This window comes from Erythrobacter sp. 'gip.4 top 5' (assembly GCF_056495765.1).
The window spans coordinates 374,759-389,840 of the sequence record NZ_CP200270.1 but is presented as its reverse complement, the minus strand read 5'-3'; the positions used below and the strand labels follow the sequence as shown (position 1 = coordinate 389,840).

The window sequence follows — 15,082 nt, the reverse complement described above, 5'->3', positions numbered from 1 at the left end:
AATGGACAGTCCCGCCACCGATATCGCCCGCCGTCTTGCCGCTTCAGCCGAAGCCGTCTGCCGCCGTTACCTGTCCAATGGCCGCCGCGAAGGCCGCTACTGGCTGGTCGGCGATGTCCATAATTCGCCGGGCCGCAGCCTCTACGTCCGGTTGTCGGCAACGGCGGAGAGCCGTGGAAGCGCAGGCAAGTGGACCGACGCGCAAAGCGGCGACCATGGCGATCTCCTCGACATCATCGCCGCGAGCTGCGCCCACCGGACCATGCGCGAGACGCTCGACGAAGCCCGCATGTTCCTGAGCCTGCCACCAACAACGGAGATTACGCCACGCAACCCGCCCATTCGCAAAGCACCGAGCGGCACGCCGGAAGCGGCACGGCGCCTATGGGCCGCGTCAAAGCCGTTCACGAACAGCATTGCCGCGCGTTATCTTAGTCGGCGGTCGATCACCGATATGTCCGGCATTGATCAGTTGCGCTTCCATCCGCGCTGCTACTATCGCGCCGCCGAAGATGATGCCCCCGGTGTGCGGGAGGCATGGCCCGCCATGATCGCTGCGGTCACCGATAATGAAGGTGTGATCACAGGCGTCCACCGCACTTGGCTCGATCCTCAGTCATGCGCCAAAGCCGCGATCGTTTGTCCACGGCGCGCCATGGGGCATCTGCTTGGCTCTGGCGTTCGGTTTGGCCAAGCAGGCCGTGTCATGGTGGCTGGTGAAGGCATCGAAACCATTCTGTCGTTGCGACAGGTGATGCCATCCATGCCCATGATTGCTGGGCTGTCAGCAGCCCATCTCGCTGCCATCCATTTTCCCGCTCACCTGCGCTGCCTTTATGTCGCGCGCGATGACGACCCCGCTGGGACGTCGGCATTGTCGACCTTGGCCGCGCGCTGTGAGCTGTCGGGCATTGCCGTCATGCCGCTTGAACCCCGACTCGACGATTTCAACAGCGACCTTACCGCCTACGGCTCGGAGCGGTTGGCAGCGGCCATTCGGGTGCAGCTTAGTGGCGCGGATGCCGTGCAGTTTCTTATGCGATGAGCGAAGCTGGCCGGTAAGCGGGGGATTGTCCGGGGAAGTGGGGCGCATGGCCACCTCTCCCGGTCCTTGAAGGTCGCCACGCCCTCGGCCTTCGGGAGGGGGCGACTGCGGCAGCGGGCACGGGCACCGCAATGGCTGCGCTGCGACTATTTTCCGCCGGGGCATATCCTTGGTCGCATTGCTCCAAATGCCCCTTTGCATCGCGAAACAAAATAGCCTGACTTCGCCATCCTCCGCTGGCGCTTCGGCCGCGCGTTCCCGCGCGGTGCAGGCCCGAGCCCGCTGTCGCCGGTCGTCGCCACGAAGGCCGCGAGAGGCGCGGCTCAGGACACGGAGACCAACATGGCAAGCGCCTACGATCTTCCCTTTGAAGACAACACCCCCGAACTCGGCTCAACCGCCTATCTTCTCCAGGAAATGCAGCTCTACGGCCACCGGCCCTTCGAGGATGAACCCGATCCTAGGCCGCTTCCCGACGCCCGGCTTGCAGGCGGCGCAGTCGCAGACATGTTTGACGGCCTCGTCTCTGCCTTGATCGACACCCGCATTGAGCCGGATCTCGAAGACCTGCTCTGGAATGTCGTCAACATCTTCCACCGCGCCGGCGAACGGGTCGAACGCGATCTTGACGACAATGAACAGGCGCAAAAACGCCTTCAGCGCGAACAGGATGGCAGCGAAGTGCGCTCGGTCGAACTTGAGCTCCGGATCGCCGAAGGCATCTCGCTCATCGAACGCCGCGACACGATGGAATTCTTCCGCGAAACCGCCGCCGACCAGTTCCGCATCTACGCCCGCAAGGCCTGGACGCCGCGATCCGGATCACGCGTCAATCGCAAGGCTATGACCTCGGCCATCATCGACAGCCGCGACTTTCTCGACAAACGCGCCAGAGAAAATGCCCGCGTGCTGCTGCCCGAAGGCACCCGTATCGCCTTCACCGGTGGCCCCGACTGCAACGATCACTCGGCGATCTGGGATGTCCTCGACCGGGTTCATGCGCGTCATGCCGACATGGTCTTGCTCCACGGCGCCACACCAACCGGTGCCGAACGCGCCGCCGCATGCTGGGCCGATACACGCCGCGTGCCGCAAGTCGCCTTCCGTCCCGACTGGAATCGCCACAAGAAGGCGGCACCGTTCAAGCGTAACGATCGAATGCTCGAAGCTCTGCCAAAAGGCCTGGTCGTATTTCCCGGAACCGGCATCCAGGACAACCTTGCCGACAAAGCGCGCAAAATGGGCATTCCGCTCTGGGACTTCCGCGAGAAGCGGTGAGACCGTTAGCTTTGTCCAGTCCACTGCCTGCTACTGTGAGAAAAATTAGACAGACATTGGCTGCTAACGATTGGCAAGGTTCAGATTTCCGCTGCTACGCCACTAGATCTGTTGGTTTGCCTTTGGACTTGGTAATCACTTCACCCCGCAACTCATCGCGAAGCCGGTCCCATTCCTTTTTCAGTACTTTTTGAGCTGCAGCAATTACCGGCGGGCCGAGAGCGCGCCGTTTTCCAAAATCGCCTGCAGCTTCCTCCAACGAGCGAAGGGCAGCCAATAGTGCTTTTGAGGGATTTTCTTTTGGATTGAGTAGCAATTCGATCCTCGCCATCGCTTCGTTTGCTTTAACTACGCGCTCATCGAGGATCCGCTTCTGCTCCTCCGTGGTGCCGTCTCCAGCCCTACGCCAATTGGACAGCAAGGCATGGGCTTCGGCAATTCGACTACGCAGTTCATTGATCCATTCTTGGCGTAAACGGGCAACGGCATGCACGCCTTGATTGTCTGAACTGCGGTTAGCTGCCCGCGCGGATTGCGACGCTGCGTCGGCGCTGGCCGCCGCAACACTGATCGATTCACGTGCAACCTCGGCTTGGATGTCAGCGACAGCGAGCGATGTTTGCGGAGTGACTCTAATTGCTGCGTAGGCTGCGACGATTGCACTCAGGAAACTTGCCACGTTGAGAAACAATATAATCCAGATCGGCGGAGATGCGGTGTCAAAGAACGTGGCTGCAACTTTGCCTGCCTCCTCCCGGGTGCCAGCTCCGGCCCCAAGCAAGTATCCAACAAACATCATGATCGCGGCGACACCAAAGATCACCGCGAAACTTAGCGCGACGCGCAACAGTTTGCCGCGCGACTTGCGATTCGCGGGTTGGATCATCAGGCTTCCCAAACCTTTCGTAAGGTTCCTGTTGATGGCACGCCCACCGTATACCAATCAGTCTTATAGATCGCCTTGAGCTCCGCTCGGAAGTCACGTTTAGGTGTTAGCACGACATCGCCACCCGGTTCACCAGTATCCTTATTGACGACGAGCGCATTAAGCGCCGGCAGATCATTCATTAAGCAATAATGGCCAACAATTCCAAGTTGACGTCCCAGCATGTGGCCGGCCCGCGTGTCCGCATAGCCCATGCGCAACGCTAGCTCTCCGTAGGTCATGGTGCGCTTTGATGCGGGAATGGGATCGTCTCGGCCACAGACCCAACCGGTAAGGATCAGCCAGATTCGCTGCGCCTGAACGGGCAGGCGGTCACCCGGGCCGTAACGGCGTATCGCAGGAATCGAATCGGGGCGGGAGTTTGTGCTCATAAGAACATTATGTGCATTTATGCACGTTGCGTGTCAAATTGAATCGTTTGGGTGGAACTGCTCGCTAACCTTGAAGTCGGCCGTCAACTTTCGAGCATGCGCTTTTCATAGATGGTACTGATTGCGCACCCATCCCAGACATAGCAAAGGTGTCGCTCCTGCCGGCAGTTCGACAACATCCGGGGCCGGAAAACAGCGGCGCATTCGCCGCCAGGATCGCGGACGCTTTCATAGACAATCCCGTCCGACCCTGCATCGCGCAAGGTCCGCGCGGTTTCCTGTGACACGGCATAGCTGCTCGGATGGTATAGCGCGGGCAACGCTTCCCGCTCCCCCCGGATGTCGTGAAGGCTCGCGTCGAGATCGACGGCATAGATCCGCATGTCGAGTTCCTGCGCCGGCTCATCCGTAGCCTCAAGGAAGTGCGTGCGGTGATAGCGGGTCTCAGCGATTGCGGTTGCCAGTGTCAGTCCGGCATAGAAAACGCCGTAGCTGCCGTCGGTGAACCGGTCGCCGACCGGATTGAGGTGGGTGAACGCCGCCATGATCGGCGAGGACCCGGGGCCTGAGACGCGGTCCTCAGGCGGCACGAGCGACAGCTCGCCTGCCTCATCGCGCAGGCGGTCATTGGTCATCGCCTCTATGGCATAAACCGCTTCGAGATCGGCAGGATCGGCTACCGCCTCGAACAGCAAGATCGGCGGAAATCGGCTCGGGATGACGCGGTAGCAAGGCGTCCAGCGGACTTCAGACGTAGGAATATCCACGGGTCAGCCGCGCTGCCCGTCAACATACTGACGCACGACATAGAGGTCGGAGACATTGCCCGACATCATCCGTTCGAGCGCCGAGGTGCCGCCGAAGACTTGCGCCTTGTTGGGTTTGCGCACCCACTCATCGGCCGTCCTGGGCAGCAGGATGTGCAGCCCCTTGTAGATACCTATGACATAGGAAATCCGCTCCAGCGCATCCTTGGGCAACGCAGCGACCACACCGCGTTTCCATGACTGGAAGGTCGAGCGGCTCTCCAAACCGAGCAAACGCATCTGCTCTTGCTCTTTCAGGCCCCAGGCATCGGCGATGCGGAAGAACGTCCGCAGGGCTGGCCCCGTTAAATCCTTGCGATCAAGTCCCTTTGCAGGCGCGTTGGCTGCAGCTTGGATACCCATGTCGGCACGCCCTTTCATGGCCTCAGATGCTCATATTCTGTACAAAAAGTCAATATGAGAGCTGATATTGTACATTGCATTCTGTGTAAGGCAGCGAGGACTTTCCGCTGTTGCCCGTCCGCTATTCAAGGAGACGGCGCTTCTCGCTCAGCCGTTGGCTGCGTGTGAGGGATGATTGCTACTGCGCTCCATGCAATGATCCGGCGGAGAGGAAGCCTCCGACTTTTGGACGATGAAAACGGTGATTGCCGACTGACATTCGTTCTCGGGCGGAGCGAACACCACCCCTCATTGTCGCCTGCCTGCGGGTCTCGTCACGCCTAATGCCGTCAACCCCGTGCGGGGTTCGCCCTTCGCTTGCGCTGCGGTGACGGCGGCTCCCGGCCCCTCCTTTTGGCGCCATCGGGGATGGTCCCCGACCTTTAAGGAGAACCGACATGGCTACCATCGCAAACCTCACCGTGAAGTCCGACGACAGCTTCGAAGGCAACCTCGCAACGCTGACCGTGTCCGCGCCGATCGCGATCATCCCCAACAACCGCAAGACCAAGGACAGCGAACCCGACTACCGCATCGTCAGCCGCAAGAACGGCTTCGAACTGGGCGCAGGCTGGAAGCGCTTCTCGCAGAACACCGGCGCCGAATATGTCTCGGTCTCGCTCTCTGCTCCCGAATTCGGCACCATCTATGGCAACATTGCCAACGCGCCGGGCGATGACCCTTCGAAGAAGGTCATCATCTGGAACCCGCCGAGCTAAGGGGCTAGCATCGGCCCCGCCTTCGGGCGGGGCCGAACTAACGCCAGTGCATGAAAGTAGCACGTTCGACGCTGCCAGCGTGCGCGCGTTAAGCGCTGATCATCTTCCCCAACCAGATGGATCGGCGCGGAATTATCTCGCATCTCACATGCCCGATAATTCCGTAATCAGAAGCGAGCCTAGCTGAGGCATCAGCCCCGCCTCTGGGCGAGATCATTTTGGCTTGGTCCAGCATCATGTCCGAAATGCGTATACCTTTTTCGGACAGCGCCTTGGAAGCGCCTTTTGTCGGCCTACCGCCGGATGTAGCGGAGAGTTGTTACCTCTTCCGGATGGCGATCAAGAATCTCGATCAGGCCGACGGCAGCTTCGCTGGGCTGCATTGTACCACGTTCATACTTTTGGAACGCTCGACGCCCACCGCCAATGATCCGGCCAGCCTCTTCTTGCGTGAGGCCAAGCTTCTTGCGCACGGCTTTGACCCGTGCGGCATAGGCCGCTCGCAATTCGAGATAGGCTTGATCCAGTGCTTGAAGTTCAGCGCCCGAATGGATGGAATCGCCATTGTATTCAGGATACCAGCCCGGCACTTCCACTTCGCGTGACAACGAGCCAACGCTCAGCGTTTGCGTCCGAGCGTCACGGCGAAGCACCTCACCGGTCTTGGGATGAATCCGAGTCTGGTCCATCTTCAAACCTCCTTGGACGATGTCGGTCAAACACCGGTCAACATCTCACCCGTAAACCCCAGCGCGAGATGCTCACTCTCGCTAATACCAATACACCTTCAAGGTTAAATTTCAACCGCTGCCGTTTGTCTGATCGGGCGCAACGATGCAGCACCGTCGGCAAGCAAGCGGGCGATCTCGTCTGACGTCTTGCGCACAGCCAACTTCAGCGCCTCGTCGATATGGATGTAGTCCTGCGTCACGTTCTGCGAAGCATGCCCAAGCATGGCCCGAATTGTCAGTTCCGTGAACCCGAGTTCGCCCGCGATGCTGCCGAAAGTGTGGCGAAGGGTATGAAGTGTTGCGCCCTCAATTCCCGCCCACTGGCAAACTCGCCGGAAACAGGCTGGTGCAGCCTGATATGCGCCTGCGCCCGTCATTGACGGGAACACGTAAGGGTTTCCAACGATCTCTGGTTGAGCGAGCACGACCTTCAGGGCTTCTGGTCCGATCGAGCGGACCTGAGCATCGGTTTTGGTATCCGGGAAGGATACAAACCCGCCCTCCGCATGCACCCAGGCGCGCTTCATCGACTGCGCCTCTTCGCGTCTGTATCCTGTCAGCGCAAGTGTCCGGACCACTGCAATTGCGGTCGGATTTTCGCCGTTCCGTTCAGCATAGGCGATGGCTTTACCGAACGCGACGAGTTCAGCGATGCTGAGCCGCCTCGTCTTCTTGTTGATTGCAAGCTTCTTGGCTCCTCTGGTTGGGTGCTCCGCAATGAGCCCCTTGTGCTTCGCATGGCCCAAAATGGCTTGCAGCGAGCCGAGGCATCGCGAGGCCACGCCAGGTCCGCCAGCGGGCCGCCCACCACGGCCTTTGCCTCTAGCCTTGGCAGTTTTGCCGTCTCGGACATCAGCCTGCATCTGCTCGACGTCTGCGATTGTCAGCCTTTTCGCCATGCGATGGCCGAGGATCGGTTTGATGTGAGTGTTGATCCTGCTCTCGTCCATCGCGAGCGAGGAGGCCTTGATTGGACGGTTCTTGCGGCCAAGAATGTTACCCGCACGGGCTTCCACCAGATACCAGTCGCAGATCTCGGCGACGGTCATGCCACTGCGAGCCTGATGCATTGCCTCTGCTGGATCCTGACCACCGGCAACTTCGCCAAGCTTTATCTTCGCCAGATCCCGAGCCTGCTCCGTCGTTATGATACCATAGCGGCCAAGATTGATGCGCCGCTTGATCCCTTCGATGTTGCGGTACTGCACGATGAAGGTCTTGAGCCCCGATGGCAGTGCACGCAAGCCGAAGCCCCGGATCTCGCTGTCCCACAGGACGGCCTGCTTATCTTTAGGCGGCGCGAAAGCGTCAACGTTGCGCTTGTTTAACTTCGCTGTCGGCATATTTGACCCTCCATTTGGAGACAAAGATTTTGAGGGGGTGCTTTGTCTCCATTTTGTCTCCAAATTTGAGCGTTTCGAGGGTATATCGGGCGGAGACAATCGTAAAGAGTAACATACCAACCTACTGATTTAGAGTAGATAATCGTACTCAGGAGGTTTTGGGAAAAGCGGCTGAAATATTTTGCCAAGGTTGGGGTCGAGGGTTCGAATCCCTTCGCCCGCTCCATTTACTCGAATAACCTGCATTCCTCCGGCCTGTCGCTTAGGCGAAAAGGCTGGATGATGCGCGTGGGGATCGACTTCGCCACGGTCAGTGGCGCACCATGCCTTCGTCACTGATGGCCGTGGCCGCTGTTGCAGATAGGTTGCACGCGATGGGAGCGGACCGCGGGCCGTCCGGTTTCTGCTTGCAATCGCCCGCAACGGCGATAGGGGCGTGTTACGTTATCTCATAAATGAAACGGGACACCCCATGACCATCAAAATGACGCGTTGCGCGTCTTCTCACCTTGCGCTTTCCGCTGTTCTGGGGCTGGCTTTTGCCAGCAACCCCGCATTGGCGCAAACTGCTGGAATGAACGACTCCGAGGCAGCGGCTCAGCCCGCGACGCAGATGGAGGACGACGTTCACAATCGCCAGAGCGACGGCACTGGCACCATCATCGTCAGCGCGGCCGGTCTTCAGCAGCTTGACGTTCTGGCGGGAACCAACGTGCTCGAAATCGGCGATATTCAGCGCGACATGGTGACCGGCCAGCTTGGCGATCTGCTGACCAAGATCCCCGGCGTTTCGGCCACCAGCTTTGCGCCTGGTTCTTCGCGCCCGGTGCTGCGTGGCCAGCAAGGTGAGCGCGTGCGCGTGCTGATCGATGGCGTGGGTACGGCGGATGTCTCGAATACCTCGGTCGATCACGCCACGACCATCGATCCGATCACGGTCGAGCGGATCGAAGTGCTGCGCGGCCCTGCCGTGCTGCTTTACGGCAGTCAGGCGATCGGCGGCGCGGTCAATGTGATCGACAAGCGCATCCCGACCCGGATGCCGGACGAAGACTTCCACCTTGATGCCTTTGCCGGGGTCGACAGCGCCACCAACCTGCGCACCGGCGCCGCCAGCCTCGATGTCGGTATCGGCTCAAGCCTCGTGTTCCACGTTGACGGATCGTACCGGCAGACCGATGATTTCGACATCGGCGGCTTCCAGGTCTCCAACGCCCTGCGCGCCGACTTATTGGCCGATGCGGACGAAGAAGCGGCGGAAGGCGAGCTCGGAGAAGCGGCGGAACTGCGCGAAGCGGCGAACCAGCGCGGCACTGTACCCAATTCGGCGATGGAAAGCTGGACGGTCAATGCCGGCTTCGGCCTGATCCTCGGCGAAAGCACCTTTGGCGCCTCGCTGGGCTACTACGATACCAATTACGGCGTCCCCACGCGTCCCGGTTCAGGCCACCACCACGGCGAGGAAGGGGAAGAAGGCGGAGAGGAAGAGGGTGAAGAACTCGTCACCATCGGCCTCCAGCAGTTCCGCGCCGACTTCAAGGGTGATATCTATCTGGGCGAAGGCGCGTTCGAGCGGCTGAAGCTGCGGGTCGGCTATTCCGATTACACCCACACTGAATTCGAAGGTGCAGAAATCGGCACGGTGTTCGATTCGACCAGCATCGAAGCCCGCGCCGAGCTGGTGCAGAACACCGGCGGTGCCTTGCGCGGATCGAGCGGGGTTCAGTTCCTTCACCGCGATTTCTTTGCCGAAGGCGCCGAAGCCTATGTGCCGCCCAACCTCACCGATCAGCTTGCGGTTTTCACGCTTCAGGAATTCGGTACCGGCCCGTTCCAGATCGAAGCGGCCGCCCGCGCAGAATTCACCAATGTCGAAGCCCAGACGCTGGGAATTGCGCGCGATTTCGACACGTTTTCAGGCGCGCTTGGCCTCGTCTATGAAGGCGTCGAAGGGGTGCGCATAGGCATCAACGGCTCACGCGCCGAGCGTGCACCGAGCGCTGAGGAACTGTTCTCCAACGGCCCGCACATCGCCACGCAGGCTTTCGAGATCGGCGATATCAACCTTCGCACCGAAAATGCGTGGGGTCTGGAAGCCTTTGCGCGAGGCAGCATCGGGGCGGGCACCTTCAATTTCGCAGTCTTCAAGCAGTGGTTCGGCAATTACATTTTCTTGGAGGAAACCGGAGAGGAAGAGGACGATCTGCCGGTGTTCCAGTATCTCCAGCAGGATGCCGATTTCTTCGGTGTTGAAGCGGACATCCGCTACCCGATCATCGACACCGGTGGCCTGCGTTTGCTGACCGATCTGCGCGCATCCTATGTCGAGGCTGAGCTCGCTGATGGCACCGCCGTGCCGCGCATTCCGCCGCTGAGCCTGCTCGGCGCGCTCGAAGCGCAAACGGACGCCTTCGACGTTCGCGGGGAAGTGCAGTGGTTTGACGGTCAGGATCGGATCACCACCTTCGAAACACCGACCGACAGCTTCACGCTGGTCAATGCGCTCATCGCCTGGCGTCCGCTGGCGGACAACCGGAACGTCACGCTGCAAGTTGCAGCCGACAACATTTTTGATGTCAACGGCCGCCGCCATGCCAGCTTCACCAAGGATTTCGTGCCGCTGGTGGGCCGCAATTTCCGCGCAAGCGTCCGTATGAGCTTTTGACCCGTAACTTTTACCGGGCCTGCAACAGAGGGTCGCAATCAGGGGCAGTCGGCGCACACCGGCTGCCCCTTTTAGTCTGTTCCCTTACGCTTCGAGCGTGAAGGTGAGTTCGGCGTGTTCTTCCAGCCGCTTGACCAGATCTTCGCCGAGAAAGCTGCCCGGTGTCCCGATCCCGCCCGGCCTGTCGCAAGCCAGCAGTCCGATGCCAGTTTCCGACAACATCCGGCAGGTTGAGCCGTAACCCGGATCATAACGGCCTTTCACGCCGTATTGCAGCCGTCCCCCGTCCGCCATCTCGGCGACGAACACGACATCGTAAAAGCCGTTCTCGCGCTCTTCGGGGGTGGGGCCTTCGCCGGGCTTGGGCGGCTTTGAACCAAACGGGTTCTTCATGAATTCAAGCGCCGCATTGGCGGCCGCCCGGCCCGCGTCGCCAGGGCTGGTCAGCACCATCTCGTCATACTTGAAATCGGTGCCGTAGGGATGGCCAAGCAGGAAGTTGGTGCGGTGGACGTTCTTGGTGTTGATCGGCGCCATCACGAAGGGGGCGGACCACTTGCCCAGATCCTCTTCGTGCGACGGAATCATGCCCGAAGGCTGGTCAGGCCCTTCAAAGCCTGGCGTCAGCGCAAACGGGTTGCGCAGCACGTTGATGAGCGAGGGGCTGCGCGCTGCGGCCTTCATTGTCGCGCCAAGGCTCGCTGCGGTCCCGCCCGAGAATGTCCCCTGCATTGTCCGCACCCGGCCCCGGACGCGCGGGGCTGGCCTGCCAAAACGCTCCAGACACGCCTTTTGCGTCATCATCACGCCCAAATCGAAGGGGATCGAATCGAACCCGGAGGAGAAACAGATGCGCGCACCGCTCGCTTCGGCAGCGGCCTGATGCTCGGCAATCTTCTCGGCCATCCACGCAGGTTCGCCGCATAAGTCGGCGTAATCGGTGCCGGTTGCAACGCAGGCGGCAAGCAGCTTGTCACCATAAAGCTGGTACGGGCCAACGGTCGTCAGAACCACCCTGGTGCGCTGGCACATGGCTTCCAGATCGGTGCTGTTGTCGGCGTCAGCGACCACCAACGGCGTGCTGGCAGGGGCGGCGATCAGATCACGGACCTCTTCCAGCTTCGCGAGGCTGCGGCCGGCCATGGCCCACTTCGGACCATCATCGCGGCTGCCGTAATGGTTCGCCAGATATTCCGCGACCAGCCGCCCGGTGTAGCCCGTGGCGCCAAAGATGATGATGTCGAATTCGTGGGTGGCCATGTTCATTCCTCCGTTCGCCCTGAGCTTGTCGAAGGGCTGCTTTTCTCCCTCGACGTTCAAGAGGAAAAGCAGTGGTAGGGCAATGCCCAGCTTCGCTTCCGACAAGCTCAGCCCGAACGGAACATGGAAAAACCTTAGAGCCTGGGCAGTGTCACCCCGCGCTGGCCCATATATTTGCCGGCGCGGTCCTTGTAGCTGGTCTCGCAGCGTTCGTTGCCTTGCAGGAACAGGAACTGGCACGCGCCTTCATTGGCGTAGATTTTCGCCGGCAGCGGGGTGGTGTTGCTGAATTCCAGCGTGACGTGTCCTTCCCAGCCTGGCTCTAGCGGAGTGACGTTCACGATGATGCCGCAGCGCGCATAGGTGCTCTTGCCGAGACAGATCACCAGCACGTCTTCAGGCACACGGAAATATTCAACCGTGCGGGCCAGCGCAAAGCTGTTGGGCGGGATGATGCAGCAATCGGTTTCGCGGTCGACGAAGCTTTTCGGGTCGAACTGCTTGGGATCGACCACCGAGCTATCGACATTGGTGAAGATCTTGAATTCAGGCGCAACCCGCGCGTCATAGCCGTAGGACGACAGGCCATAGGAGATCACCCCGTCGCGCCGCTGCGCTTCGACGAAAGGCTCGATCATGCCGTGTTCGCGCGCCTGGGTCCTGATCCATTTGTCTGAGAGAATCGCCATGCACCTGTGATTCCCGACGCAAGCATTGCCAGCAAGAGGCCAGGCCGAATTATCCGGAGAGTTGTGGGTCGTTTGAGTCAAGTCCGGAAAAAAACGCGCCTGCTCGGCGTGCGGACCGATGGATTTTACGAAATCTGACAAGACGTATATCATTTGTATAAAAGAAGCAGTGCGTTGTGTTCTTGCCAAGATTTTAACCGTGTCCTAATGCGCGAAATATTCGCCGTCGCGGCGCCGGAACCTCCATGACGTGCTGAACACCGCCAATATTTCCTCAGAAGCGCTTGCGAATGTAATCGACCAGAGTGTCGACTGCGTAAAGCTGCTCAACACGCAGGGCGATGTCTTGTGGATGAACTCCAATGGTCTGTGCGCCATGGAAATTGAGGACGTAACGGACGTATATGGAAGGCAATGGGCCAATCTTTGGCCCGAGAAAAACCGGGCCACGGTTGCCGATGCACTCGCTGCTGCCAAAAATGGTGAAACCATCCGCTTCGAGGCTTTTTGCCCGACGGCAAAGGGAACACCGCGCTGGTGGAACGTCACCGTTTCCTGCGTTAACGCACCCGATGGCGCGGATATTGGCTACCTTTCGATCTCGCGCGATGTGACCGAAGCGGAAACGCAACGCCGTGCTCTTTCCATTGCGGCGGATGAATTGCGGCATCGCTTGAAGAACACTTATGCGATGGTGTGCGGACTGTTGAGCAGCCTTGCGATGGGCAATCACGAAAACGAACTCTTCGCCCGTCAGATGAACGCCCGCCTGATGGCGCTCAGCACCGCGCAATCTTTTTTCATGGCGCCTGATGTGCCGCGCGATCTGACCGATCTGGTGCCGGCGCTGGTCAATCCCTTCGTCACCCCGGCCTGCGATGTCGCCATCGACGCGATCGGCCAGGTGATGGTATCGCGCGGGGAAGCAGATGCGATTGCCCTCATTGTGGGCGAACTGGCGATGAATTCCTCGAAACACGGCGCGTTGGCGCATGGCGGGACGATTGCGATCGCGGCAAAGGAAAACGACGGGATGCTCGCCCTCGTCTGGACCGAAGCCAGCGTGCAACCGGTCGCCGGCCATTCGCGTGAAGGCGGGCAGGGTCTCAATCTTATCGAGATGATGGTCGAGGCGCATCGCGGCGCGATCGTCACGCAATGGCACACTCACGGTCCCGAAGTCCGAGTGAGCTTGCCGATCAGCGGTTGACCGGTTCTCCAGCGGCATTTGCCCGACCCGCCGATCGGGCAGGCTGACGATGCGTACGTCTTTTCCAGCGGGATGGTTCAACAACACCGATTAAGCCGACAAAGGGTGTCGAACCGCGCGCTGCCTGCGGCTATGATGCCCCGCATGAGCTTTTCCTTCGATCTCACCGGGCGCACCGCGCTCATCACCGGCGCGTCTTCGGGCCTTGGCAGCCGCTTTGGGCAGATATTGGCAGCGAGCGGCGCGAAGGTCGCGCTGGGGGCGCGGCGGGCGGACCGCTTGGCAGCGCTGGCGAACGCCATTGGTCCCAACGCTGTAGCGGTGCAGATGGACGTCGCACGCGAGGCCGATATTATCGCGGGGTTCGACGCAGCCGAGGCGGCGTTTGGCCCGGTTGATACCGTGATCGCCAATGCCGGGATCGATGGCGCAGGCATGGCCACCACCATCAGCGAAGCGGAGATCGAAGCCACGCTTGCGATCAACCTGAAGGGCGCGATCCTCACTGCGCGTGAAGGCGCCAAGCGGATGATGGCGCACGACGTCACCGGGGGCCGGATCGTGATGATCGCTTCGATCACCGCGTTTGAGCCGTCTCCCGGCCTCGTCGCCTATGCCGCCAGCAAGGCAGGCGTGGTACAGGCAGGGCGCACATTGGGGCGGGAATGGGCGCGGGCGGGGATAAACTCAATACCGTCTCGCCCGGCTATATCCGGACCGCCATCAACGACGCGTGGTTCGATACCGAAGCGGGCCAGAAGCAGATCGCGAAGTTTCCCAAGCGCCGGTTGATGCGCGAGGACGGTCTTGATGCAATGGTGCTGTTCTTGTGCTCGGACGCATCGGAATTCGTGACCGGCACCAATTTCGTGCTCGACGACGGGCAAACCTTGTGAGGCCTCGCCAGCGCTAGACGAGCGCAAACTCTGCCCACACAGGTAAGTGATCCGAGGCGGTGGTGGCCAGCGCACTGCGATGGACACCGCAGTCTTTCGCCTCCAGCCGTTCGCAATGCATGATCCGGTCAAGCCGCCCGATGGGACGCGCGGCGTGGAAGCTGGGACCGGGATTGAGCACGGTGAAATGCTTGCCAAATTCACGGAAACACCCGGCGTTCTGACGCCATTCGTTGATATCGCCCATCAGTACGGTCGGCCGCTCGGCCCGTGCTGTATCGGCCAAGGCGGCGATGGCGCGGGCTTGGCGCACTCGCCACAGGCCTGACAGATCGAGGTGCATCCCGAACACGGCGATCTCGGCCCCGCCGATCCCCAGCGTCGCCGTCACCACCCCGCGCGGTTCCAGACAGGGAATGTGAACGATGTCATGGCTTTCGACCGTGATCCCGGCTTTCACCAAGATCGCATTGCCGTGCCAGCCCATCGAATCGTGCTGCACGTCAAGCGGCACGGGGACGTAGTCGGTGTGGCTGGCGATCAGGAACGGCGGCAGAACACTGGTGCGCTTGCCAAAACGCAGGTCTGCCTCCTGCAGGCACACGACATCGGCGTCCACCTCCTGCAACACCTTGAGGATCCGCGCCGGATCACGCTGCCGGTCTGTGCCGATCCCCTTGTGGATGTTGTAACTGGCGACCTTGATGCGCTGCGCCATCCG

At 60.5% G+C, this 15,082-nt stretch carries 14 protein-coding genes and 1 pseudogene; 6 read left to right on the top strand and 9 right to left on the bottom strand.

From position 1 onward, the window contains the following. The first annotated feature begins 1 nt into the window (after position 1). Both ACRANW_RS01925 and ACRANW_RS01920 read left to right on the top strand, forming a co-directional pair. The gene (locus tag ACRANW_RS01925; protein ID WP_479432887.1) at positions 2-1,045 is read left to right on the top strand and encodes a DUF7146 domain-containing protein; all 1,044 of its coding nucleotides are present in this window, start codon (positions 2-4) and stop codon (positions 1,043-1,045) included. Positions 1,046-1,387: 342 nt separating this feature from the next. Beyond that, positions 1,388-2,323 carry a DUF2493 domain-containing protein gene (locus ACRANW_RS01920; protein WP_479432886.1) on the top strand — a complete coding sequence of 312 codons (936 nt, stop codon included), beginning with the start codon at positions 1,388-1,390 and terminating at the stop codon, positions 2,321-2,323. 94 nt (positions 2,324-2,417) lie between these two features. Here the strand turns inward: ACRANW_RS01920 and ACRANW_RS01915 are convergent, their stop codons facing one another. The 4 genes from ACRANW_RS01915 to ACRANW_RS01900 form a co-directional block, all read right to left on the bottom strand. Next, entirely contained in the window at positions 2,418-3,209 is a 792-nt protein-coding gene (locus ACRANW_RS01915; RefSeq protein ID WP_479432885.1) for a hypothetical protein, read from the bottom strand. Continuing rightward, positions 3,209-3,640, bottom strand: a complete 432-nt coding sequence (locus ACRANW_RS01910; RefSeq protein ID WP_479432884.1) for a hypothetical protein — start codon at positions 3,638-3,640, stop codon at positions 3,209-3,211. The genes ACRANW_RS01915 and ACRANW_RS01910 overlap by 1 nt, the downstream gene beginning before the upstream one ends. An 83-nt stretch (positions 3,641-3,723) precedes the next feature. After that, positions 3,724-4,407 carry an RES family NAD+ phosphorylase gene (locus ACRANW_RS01905; protein ID WP_479432883.1) on the bottom strand — a complete coding sequence of 228 codons (684 nt, stop codon included), beginning with the start codon at positions 4,405-4,407 and terminating at the stop codon, positions 3,724-3,726. Positions 4,408-4,410: 3 nt separating this feature from the next. Continuing rightward, a complete protein-coding gene (locus ACRANW_RS01900) occupies positions 4,411-4,809 on the bottom strand; it encodes an antitoxin Xre-like helix-turn-helix domain-containing protein (protein WP_479433986.1) in 399 nt (132 codons plus the stop codon). A gap of 437 nt (positions 4,810-5,246) precedes the next feature. Here ACRANW_RS01900 and ACRANW_RS01895 point away from each other — a divergent pair, with 437 nt between their 5' ends. Beyond that, complete coding sequence (locus ACRANW_RS01895) at positions 5,247-5,567, top strand: DUF736 domain-containing protein (RefSeq protein ID WP_006966713.1); 321 nt, start codon at positions 5,247-5,249, stop codon at positions 5,565-5,567. Positions 5,568-5,860: 293 nt separating this feature from the next. Here ACRANW_RS01895 and ACRANW_RS01890 read toward each other — a convergent pair whose 3' ends face one another. Both ACRANW_RS01890 and ACRANW_RS01885 read right to left on the bottom strand, forming a co-directional pair. Next, the gene (locus ACRANW_RS01890; RefSeq protein WP_479432882.1) at positions 5,861-6,256 is read right to left on the bottom strand and encodes a type II TA system antitoxin MqsA family protein; all 396 of its coding nucleotides are present in this window, start codon (positions 6,254-6,256) and stop codon (positions 5,861-5,863) included. A 104-nt stretch (positions 6,257-6,360) separates the two neighbouring features. Next, positions 6,361-7,641 carry a tyrosine-type recombinase/integrase gene (locus ACRANW_RS01885; protein ID WP_479432881.1) on the bottom strand — a complete coding sequence of 427 codons (1,281 nt, stop codon included), beginning with the start codon at positions 7,639-7,641 and terminating at the stop codon, positions 6,361-6,363. A gap of 574 nt (positions 7,642-8,215) precedes the next feature. Here ACRANW_RS01885 and ACRANW_RS01880 point away from each other — a divergent pair. Continuing rightward, the gene (locus ACRANW_RS01880) at positions 8,216-10,306 is read left to right on the top strand and encodes a TonB-dependent receptor (RefSeq protein WP_479432880.1); all 2,091 of its coding nucleotides are present in this window, start codon (positions 8,216-8,218) and stop codon (positions 10,304-10,306) included. Between the two features lie 84 nt (positions 10,307-10,390). Here the strand turns inward: ACRANW_RS01880 and ACRANW_RS01875 are convergent, their stop codons facing one another. Together ACRANW_RS01875 and dcd are read right to left on the bottom strand one after the other, a co-directional pair. After that, positions 10,391-11,566 carry a saccharopine dehydrogenase family protein gene (locus ACRANW_RS01875; protein ID WP_479432879.1) on the bottom strand — a complete coding sequence of 392 codons (1,176 nt, stop codon included), beginning with the start codon at positions 11,564-11,566 and terminating at the stop codon, positions 10,391-10,393. A gap of 134 nt (positions 11,567-11,700) precedes the next feature. After that, complete coding sequence (dcd, locus tag ACRANW_RS01870; RefSeq protein ID WP_479432878.1) at positions 11,701-12,255, bottom strand: dCTP deaminase; 555 nt, start codon at positions 12,253-12,255, stop codon at positions 11,701-11,703. Positions 12,256-12,505: 250 nt separating this feature from the next. Between dcd and ACRANW_RS01865 the strand changes: the two genes are divergently transcribed. Then, positions 12,506-13,465 (top strand): PAS domain-containing protein, encoded by a 960-nt coding sequence (locus tag ACRANW_RS01865; RefSeq protein WP_479432877.1) that lies wholly within the window; start codon positions 12,506-12,508, stop codon positions 13,463-13,465. A 72-nt stretch (positions 13,466-13,537) separates the two neighbouring features. After that, positions 13,538-14,361, top strand: a pseudogene (locus ACRANW_RS01860) (SDR family NAD(P)-dependent oxidoreductase). A gap of 13 nt (positions 14,362-14,374) precedes the next feature. On the opposite strand, the gene ACRANW_RS01855 reads toward ACRANW_RS01860, so the two are convergent. Continuing rightward, the gene (locus tag ACRANW_RS01855; protein WP_479432876.1) at positions 14,375-15,079 is read right to left on the bottom strand and encodes an endonuclease/exonuclease/phosphatase family protein; all 705 of its coding nucleotides are present in this window, start codon (positions 15,077-15,079) and stop codon (positions 14,375-14,377) included. Positions 15,080-15,082: the final 3 nt, after the last annotated feature.

Coding starts and splice junctions, on each gene's coding strand:
- ACRANW_RS01925 (WP_479432887.1), top strand. CDS start 2: ATGGACAGTCCCGCCACCGATATCGCCCGCCGTCTTGCCGCTTCAGCC.
- ACRANW_RS01920 (WP_479432886.1), top strand. CDS start 1,388: ATGGCAAGCGCCTACGATCTTCCCTTTGAAGACAACACCCCCGAACTC.
- ACRANW_RS01915 (WP_479432885.1), bottom strand. CDS start 3,209: ATGATCCAACCCGCGAATCGCAAGTCGCGCGGCAAACTGTTGCGCGTC.
- ACRANW_RS01910 (WP_479432884.1), bottom strand. CDS start 3,640: ATGAGCACAAACTCCCGCCCCGATTCGATTCCTGCGATACGCCGTTAC.
- ACRANW_RS01900 (WP_479433986.1), bottom strand. CDS start 4,809: ATGGGTATCCAAGCTGCAGCCAACGCGCCTGCAAAGGGACTTGATCGC.
- ACRANW_RS01895 (WP_006966713.1), top strand. CDS start 5,247: ATGGCTACCATCGCAAACCTCACCGTGAAGTCCGACGACAGCTTCGAA.
- ACRANW_RS01890 (WP_479432882.1), bottom strand. CDS start 6,256: ATGGACCAGACTCGGATTCATCCCAAGACCGGTGAGGTGCTTCGCCGT.
- ACRANW_RS01885 (WP_479432881.1), bottom strand. CDS start 7,641: ATGCCGACAGCGAAGTTAAACAAGCGCAACGTTGACGCTTTCGCGCCG.
- ACRANW_RS01880 (WP_479432880.1), top strand. CDS start 8,216: ATGAACGACTCCGAGGCAGCGGCTCAGCCCGCGACGCAGATGGAGGAC.
- ACRANW_RS01875 (WP_479432879.1), bottom strand. CDS start 11,566: ATGGCCACCCACGAATTCGACATCATCATCTTTGGCGCCACGGGCTAC.
- dcd (WP_479432878.1), bottom strand. CDS start 12,255: ATGGCGATTCTCTCAGACAAATGGATCAGGACCCAGGCGCGCGAACAC.
- ACRANW_RS01855 (WP_479432876.1), bottom strand. CDS start 15,079: ATGGCGCAGCGCATCAAGGTCGCCAGTTACAACATCCACAAGGGGATC.